The 6753-nt window shown below is 55.7% G+C and carries 7 protein-coding genes; 5 read left to right on the plus strand and 2 right to left on the minus strand.

Translation table 11 applies throughout. The annotated features are described in order from the left end of the window. Together KP22_RS22845 and KP22_RS20780 are read left to right on the plus strand one after the other, a co-directional pair. Positions 1-477, plus strand: a 477-nt coding sequence (locus KP22_RS22845; protein ID WP_244880053.1) for an RHS repeat-associated core domain-containing protein, incomplete at its 5' end; no start/stop codon positions are given. Next, the gene (locus KP22_RS20780) at positions 478-945 is read left to right on the plus strand and encodes a hypothetical protein (RefSeq protein ID WP_039326195.1); all 468 of its coding nucleotides are present in this window, start codon (positions 478-480) and stop codon (positions 943-945) included. It abuts the gene before it with no gap. A gap of 54 nt (positions 946-999) precedes the next feature. Here KP22_RS20780 and KP22_RS20785 read toward each other — a convergent pair whose 3' ends face one another. Both KP22_RS20785 and KP22_RS20790 read right to left on the minus strand, forming a co-directional pair. Further along, entirely contained in the window at positions 1000-1224 is a 225-nt protein-coding gene (locus KP22_RS20785) for a SymE family type I addiction module toxin (RefSeq protein WP_039326198.1), read from the minus strand. Positions 1225-1299: 75 nt separating this feature from the next. Then, on the minus strand, positions 1300-1731 hold the full coding sequence (locus tag KP22_RS20790; protein WP_244880054.1) for a helix-turn-helix domain-containing protein: 432 nt from the start codon (positions 1729-1731) through the stop codon (positions 1300-1302). Positions 1732-1843: 112 nt separating this feature from the next. Here KP22_RS20790 and KP22_RS20795 point away from each other — a divergent pair, with 112 nt between their 5' ends. The 3 genes from KP22_RS20795 (at position 1844) to KP22_RS20805 (ending at position 6274) form a co-directional block, all read left to right on the plus strand. Continuing rightward, complete coding sequence (locus tag KP22_RS20795; protein ID WP_039326201.1) at positions 1844-4774, plus strand: CHC2 zinc finger domain-containing protein; 2931 nt, start codon at positions 1844-1846, stop codon at positions 4772-4774. Positions 4775-4807: 33 nt separating this feature from the next. Continuing rightward, entirely contained in the window at positions 4808-5821 is a 1014-nt protein-coding gene (xerC, locus tag KP22_RS20800) for a site-specific tyrosine recombinase XerC (RefSeq protein WP_052012567.1), read from the plus strand. A gap of 96 nt (positions 5822-5917) precedes the next feature. Next, entirely contained in the window at positions 5918-6274 is a 357-nt protein-coding gene (locus KP22_RS20805; protein WP_039309180.1) for a hypothetical protein, read from the plus strand. The last annotated feature ends 479 nt before the right edge of the window (positions 6275-6753 follow it).

Consider the following 6753-nt stretch of genomic DNA (forward strand, 5'->3'; position numbering starts at 1 on the left):
GACCCGATAGGGATAGCGGGGGGAGATAACAATTACGGGTATGTTCAGAATCCGCTGGATTGGGTCGATCCGCTGGGGCTTGCTGGTTGTTCATCTAAAGGGTTTAATAAAAGAGATAGAATTACCAGTCGCTGGACTGATCGTTTGACAGGGAAAAAACCTGCGGATGTTCATGATTATTTAACGTCGAAAGGCTGGTCGAGAACATATCCTCAGGCTGGCAAGCCAGGCGCTATCCAGCATACTCAATATGTTAAAACAACAAAGTCAGGTACTACTTATAAATTAGACTATCATCCAGGTGGATCTGGCTCTCAGAAGAATATTCATGGGAATGACTACTGGAAAGTTTATCGTGATGTTAATGGTAAAGATGTCGTTTATGGTCGAATAGGTCACGGTGGGTTTAAAAATTATGATCTTATTACAGATTCGCCAGTTTATATTAATGGTGTCTTAATGAATGGTGGATTATAAATGATCGATATCAATGCCGATATTATTTCCAATGAGTCGATTGGAAATATCGTTTTAGGCGATAATATTGAAATATATTTCAGTGAAATGTATTCAAATCATGTCGTTAGGATTTTCGATTATTTTTTGCCTGATGATGAAAAAAGAATTGCGTATGTTGTTGATGAAACAATTACGATAGCTACATTATCTAACGGTTTAATTATATCTGTCGGATGCAATGAGAGATACAGAGGGCATTACATGAACTCTTTGCATACTGGAATGAGAATGTCCGATATAATTAAATTGACTGATAAACAACGTATCTTTAATGGTTGTATTATAATAAATGATGACTTTGGTTTTTCAATTGATCTTCCTGAGCCATATGATGAAATAGCAGATGATATAGATCACATTCCTTTGGATCTTATTCTAAAAGAAATGAGAGTTGCTGATTATTATTCATGGAAACCTAAAAAATAGGTAATAAACCGGAAGCGATCGCAACGATCCTTCCGGCTTTTTATTATCCGCCGCCTACAGATTAATCTCGGTCTCAATCACCAACCTGCCCCACTCGACGGTAATGGTAATCGGCATCCCGGTCATAAAGCCCGACTCTTCCAGCCAGCGGCCTTTAAGGTTGATGGCGGACGGCGGGTTGGACTTGCCATTATGCGGGGCGTATCCCACGGTGTAGTAACGTTCTGTTTTAGCTGCTTTATTAACGGTGACGCCTGACTTAGAATGTGCCTTAGCCATAGTAACTACCTCTTTTAGTTGCTTGTGGTGAGCGGGCTGACGTGTTGCAAGCGCGTCAGTTCCGCGTTAACTCCGTTACTTTGCCAGCGCCTGTAACTGCTTCTTGGTTAAAAAGGCATCCAGCAACTTCTTAATCACTTCTTTATCCTCATCGGGCAACTGCTCGACTTCCTGAAACTGCCGCAATAGCTCCCGGTCTTCAAATCTTGCCTTAGCCGCTTCATTCGTCGCCCCTTCCAGCAGGTAATCCCCGGTCACATCCAGCGCATCAGCCAGGCGCTTTAACGTGTCGCCACCCGGTCGGGAAGTACCGCGTTCAAAGCGGCCAATGTGGGTGTAATGCAGCTCGGCCAGCTTACCGAGTTCAGACTGTGAAAGTCCTTTTTGTCTGCGCAGGTCGCGCAGGCGCTGCGCGAATCCGGTGTCATTCACGTCTGTCATATCAAGCACCTCAGTCATCATGACGGTATCAAACAAAGCCATGTTGCCGTAATTATCCGTCATCATCCATGCCTCAGTGCGTTGATATGAACTTTACATGCTTGACATAATAAAGCGTGAAAGCTACCTTATCAAGCATAAATGCTTTATCAGAAATATTTTTATAAGGATATGAGTCATGGCACGCATCCCCGAATCCGAGTTGCAGCACCTCAAAGCCGCCGTGCCATTAGTGGACGTGGTGCGCTCACAGGGTCGGCAGGTGTTTAAACGCGGTAAGGACTATGTAGTGCTGTGCCCGTTCCATCAGGAAAAGACGCCCTCATGTGTTATCTCGCCAGAGAAGAACCTGTATCACTGCTTCGGCTGTGATGCCGGCGGCTCGGTGCTGGACTGGGTGATGAAAACGGAAGGGCTAAGCCTGCACCGGGCGGTTGACCGCCTGCGCGGTGAACTGGGTGTGGTGCCAGCGGCAGCGCCGTTGCCGCCCGTGCGTGATATCGCGGATGAGCAGGAACGGCAGGCGTTACTTAGCCGCGTGGTTGAGTTCTATCACCACACGCTGCTCAATGCGCCGGACGCTATCACCTATCTGGAAAAACGTCGCCTGAATCATCCTGAATTAGTTGCCGCCTTTAAACTGGGGTTCGCCAACCGGACATTGGCCTACCGTCTCCCGCCAAAGAAACTCAAAGACGGCGCGGCCATCCGCAGCCAGTTGCAGGCGCTGGGAATCATGCGCTCATCCGGTCATGAGCATCTGGCGGGGTCGCTCGTGGTGCCGGTTATCGATATGAACGGTCAGGTGCAGGAGCTGTACGGTCGCAAGGTCAGCAGCGAGTTACGCAAAGGCACCCCGCTGCATCTGTACCTGCCGGGGCCACACGGCGGGGTGTGGAACGAGCAGGCGCTAGTGGCGGGTAAAACAGTCATCTTATGTGAATCGCTTATCGATGCGATGTCGTTCTGGGTGGCGGGCTACCGCAACGTAACGGCGGCCTACGGGGTCAACGGGTTCACCTCTGAGATGCGCAAAGCCTTTATTCACCACGGTGTAAAACAGGTGCTGATAGCGTTCGATAACGACACGGCAGGCGATGAAGCGGCGGTAAAACTGGCTTCTGCGTTAGCCGCTGACGGCATCACCCCGTTCCGGCTGGTGTTCCCGGCGGAAATGGATGCGAATGAATACCTGTGCAAGGTGGCGGAGCCGGAAGCAGCGTTCCGTGCGGTGGTAGAAGGCGCGTTACCGATGGGGGACGCGGTCGGGGTTGGCTCCGAGCCTGAAGCCGCCTCTGTGCCACAACGGAAAGCCTCACCGCAACCCGCCATGACCTTAGCGGCAGGTGTGGAAGCCGTCAAAGCGGCGCAGGCGTCCGAGCCGGGCGTGGTGGTTGAGGTGTTGCCGGGCGGTGAGCTTGAAATCGCGCTGTCCGGCCAGCAATGGCGCATCCGTGGGCTGGCGTCAGTGAAGGTCGGCAGCGGCGTGATGAAGGTGAACGCGCAGGTGCTGGACACGGCCAGCGGCGTGGTGTTCGCCGACAGCGTGGACATGATGAGCGCCCGGAGCCGGGCGGGTTATGCGCGGTTAGCGGCATCAGAGTTGGGGCTGGGTGAAAGCGACATTAAGCGCAGTCTGGGGCGGGTGCTGCTGGCGCTGGAAAACCACCTTGCTCAACCCGAAACCCATGCTGAAAGCGTGACTGAACTAGATGACGATGCCAAAGCGGTGGCGCTGGCGTTGCTGCGTGACCCGAACCTGATTAGCCGACTGACGGATGACCTTGCGGCTTGTGGCGTGGTCGGCGAGTCCGTTAACTTAGTCGCGGGTTACTTAGCGGCGGTGTCGCGCAAGCTGGACAGACCGTTAGCGGTGTTAATCCAGTCGTCGAGTGCGGCGGGCAAATCGAGCTTAATGGATGCGGTTCTTAATCTCATCCCGCCGGAAGAGCGCTTGCAGTACAGCGCCATGACAGGGCAAAGCCTGTTCTATCTGGGTGAAACCAATCTCCAGCATAAAATCCTCGCGATAGCGGAAGAGGAAGGCGTGCGGCAGGCGGCGTATGCGCTGAAGCTGTTACAGAGTGACGGCGAACTGACGATAGCCTCAACGGGCAAGGATGATGCCACAGGCAATCTGGTGACCAAGCAGTACACGGTAAAAGGCCCGGTGATGCTGATGCTGACCACCACGGCCATCGACGTGGACGAAGAGCTGCTTAACCGCTGCCTTGTGCTTACCGTGAACGAGAGCCGTGAACAGACCGAGGCTATCCACGCCTTGCAGCGCCATAAGCAAACGCTGGAAGGGCTACTGATGGAGAACGAGAAAGGCTATCTCACTGAACTGCACCAGAATGCGCAGCGGTTACTCAGACCGTTAAAGGTGGTCAATCCGTTCGCCAGCCAGTTGACGTTCCTGAGCGACAAGACGCGCACGCGCCGCGACCATATGAAATACCTGACGTTAATCCAGTCTGTCGCCCTGCTGCACCAGTACCAGCGGGAGGTAAAAACCGTCTCGCACCGTGGGCAGGTTATCGAGTACATCGAGGTCGAGCGGTCAGATATCGTGCTGGCCAACCAACTGGCGCATGAAATCCTTGGCCGCACGCTGGATGAAATGCCGCCACAAACCAGAAAGCTGCTGCTGCTGATACAGGGCATGGTCAATCAACTGGCGCATGCACAGAACAGGAAACCGGGTGAGGTGCGCTTTACGCGGCGGGATATCCGCAACGCGACGCAGTGGAGTGACAGCCAGCTTAAACTGCACTGCCTGCGACTGGCGGAGATGGAGTACCTGCTGATACACGGGGGCAGCCGGGGACACCTGCTGCAATACGAGTTGCTGTGGGATGGCGCGGTGCCGGAAGGGGCACACCTGTGCGGATTAATCGAGCCGGAACCGAGTGAAAAAGACAAGTACGACTCACGCAAGTCGGGGTCAGTTAATAGCAAGTCGGGGTCAAGTCTGCCCCAAGTCGGGGCTAAGTCTGGGTCAGCAAAACCACGCAAAGCCGCAGCAGATAAGGGTTCGTCAGCCGCAAGTGGCGATAAGGCGAAAAGCACTGTTCGGGTAAAGAAAAGTCGCCGCATCACATCGTAGTTCCCTTCCCCCTCTCACGCAGGATGCGCCACCATGACCCAGCCCAAATCCCCGACACCGGAAGCCCTTTACCTTAGCCGCCAGACGCAGACGTTACGCCAGCACACCGGGCATTACCTTGACCACCTGAGCGCCGCGGGTTACAGCGCCCGGACAGAAGAAAGCTACCGGGAGCGTCTGTTGCCGTTCGTGTCATGGTGTGAAGACCGGGGCTTACGCTATGCGCCACAGGTGAGTCTTGCTGTGCTGGAAGGGTATCAGCGCTGGCTGAGAAGCTACCGCAAGGCCGACGGCAAACCGTTAACGGCGGGCAGTCAGCTTGGTCGTCTGACCGCTATCCGGATGCTGTTCCGCTGGTTGCTGAAGCGTCACGTCATCCTGTACAGCCCGGCAGAGATGCTGACGTTACCGAAGGAGGAGAAACGACTTCCGGCACAGGTGCTGAGCGTGGAAGAAACCGGCGGGGTGTTGCAGTCGGTGGAGAGCGGCACGGTTATCGGGCTGCGTAACCGGGTGATACTGGAAGTGCTGTGGAGCAGCGGCGTCAGGCGTGCAGAAGCGGTGAGCCTGATGCTGAGCGATATCGACCTGAGCCGGGGCGTGATGGTGGTGCGTCAGGGGAAGGGGAATAAAGACCGGGTGGTGCCGCTGGGCGAACGGGCGTGCAAGTGGCTGGCTCGTTACCTGAACCATGCGCGGCCTGAACTGGCGAAACGGTATGACAGCGGCCACCTGTTTATCAGCCACCGGGGAAAAGGACTGGCACGGGTGACGCTGACGCAGATGGCCGGCAAAGCCATCCGGGAAACGGGGCATCTGGATAAACCGGGGGCGTGCCATGTGTTCCGGCACTCGATGGCGACGCAGATGCTGGAGAATGGCGCGGACACGCGACACATACAAGCTATCTTAGGCCACGAGAAGCTGGAAACCACACAAATCTACACGCGGGTCGCCATCGGTCACTTACAGAAGGTGCATGAACAGACCCATCCGGCAGAGCGAAAGCAGGCAGCGCGGCGTAAACGGAACAGCCCGAAAAAGTAGCTCGCTCTCTTCAAGGCCGCAGGACGGTGCGGGGCAACAGGCACGCCATCCGTGGCGCACCTCTTGCCTTGTTCAGCTAAGGCGCTCCGGCGGTAAATGTCGCCCGGCCAGCGCTTACCCAAAGCGTTCTCTGCCAGTCACGTTGCTGGCCAGTCGTCATTCAACATAATGTGGCATTACGCGAAAGATGCTGGACGCATCCCACGCGTAACACACATTATGTCGGCGCCGGGCGGGTTAAGGGCGCGCTGCGGTCTTCCCTGGCAATGGCGTGCGGCTGGCCGCCGGGGTTCGGCGCTTGGTGCGGTGTGGCGCACAGGGCTTCGCCCTCTGCTGTCGGCATCGCGCCCGTTCTTCGGCTTCCACGGCGTGGCCGCCTTCCCTGGCGGCGCAGGCTGCGGCGTCAGTCTTCAGCAAACATCAACGTCAACAGAACAGGGGTTGTCGGCCTGACGGCCTTCGCTGAAAGGCGTTACCTCGCCCCCACCCCAACCCTGCTGCACTGGCTGCGCCCGGCTCGCAGTCGCCCGCTCCTTGCTCGTTGCCGTGCTCGCCATCTCCGCCCCGTGCGGCCCCCGCCGGGGGCCTCCCTGCTTAACGGCTTGTCTTGCGGGCCTCGCCAGCCCGCACCCGGCAGACGCTTCACCGTCCCACAGGCAAGCTGCGGAACGGCTCGCGCCGCGATAAAACCCGGTTCATTAATAAAACGACTAATGGCAGCGGCTGTCGCCGCTGCTATGATGTGGGGCAGGCAGACAGGGACGTCACAGCGTGGCGGTAGCGTGTCTGCGGGCAAAAGTGCGCGTCGGGGTGTTCGAGTTAACACGGTGTTAAGCTGGCGAAAAGTGCGACTTAAAAAGATCGTCGCATCAATAATTTAAGTGCAATAAAAAGTACGACTGCATCAGGATCGTCCCGATGACCCGATAGGG

The sequence above is a fragment of the Pectobacterium betavasculorum genome (assembly GCF_000749845.1).
Classification (GTDB): domain Bacteria; phylum Pseudomonadota; class Gammaproteobacteria; order Enterobacterales; family Enterobacteriaceae; genus Pectobacterium; species Pectobacterium betavasculorum.

Coding starts and splice junctions, on each gene's coding strand:
- xerC (WP_052012567.1), top strand. CDS start 4,808: ATGACCCAGCCCAAATCCCCGACACCGGAAGCCCTTTACCTTAGCCGC.
- KP22_RS20785 (WP_039326198.1), bottom strand. CDS start 1,224: ATGGCTAAGGCACATTCTAAGTCAGGCGTCACCGTTAATAAAGCAGCT.
- KP22_RS20780 (WP_039326195.1), top strand. CDS start 478: ATGATCGATATCAATGCCGATATTATTTCCAATGAGTCGATTGGAAAT.
- KP22_RS20805 (WP_039309180.1), top strand. CDS start 5,918: ATGTCGCCCGGCCAGCGCTTACCCAAAGCGTTCTCTGCCAGTCACGTT.
- KP22_RS20790 (WP_244880054.1), bottom strand. CDS start 1,731: ATGATGACGGATAATTACGGCAACATGGCTTTGTTTGATACCGTCATG.
- KP22_RS20795 (WP_039326201.1), top strand. CDS start 1,844: ATGGCACGCATCCCCGAATCCGAGTTGCAGCACCTCAAAGCCGCCGTG.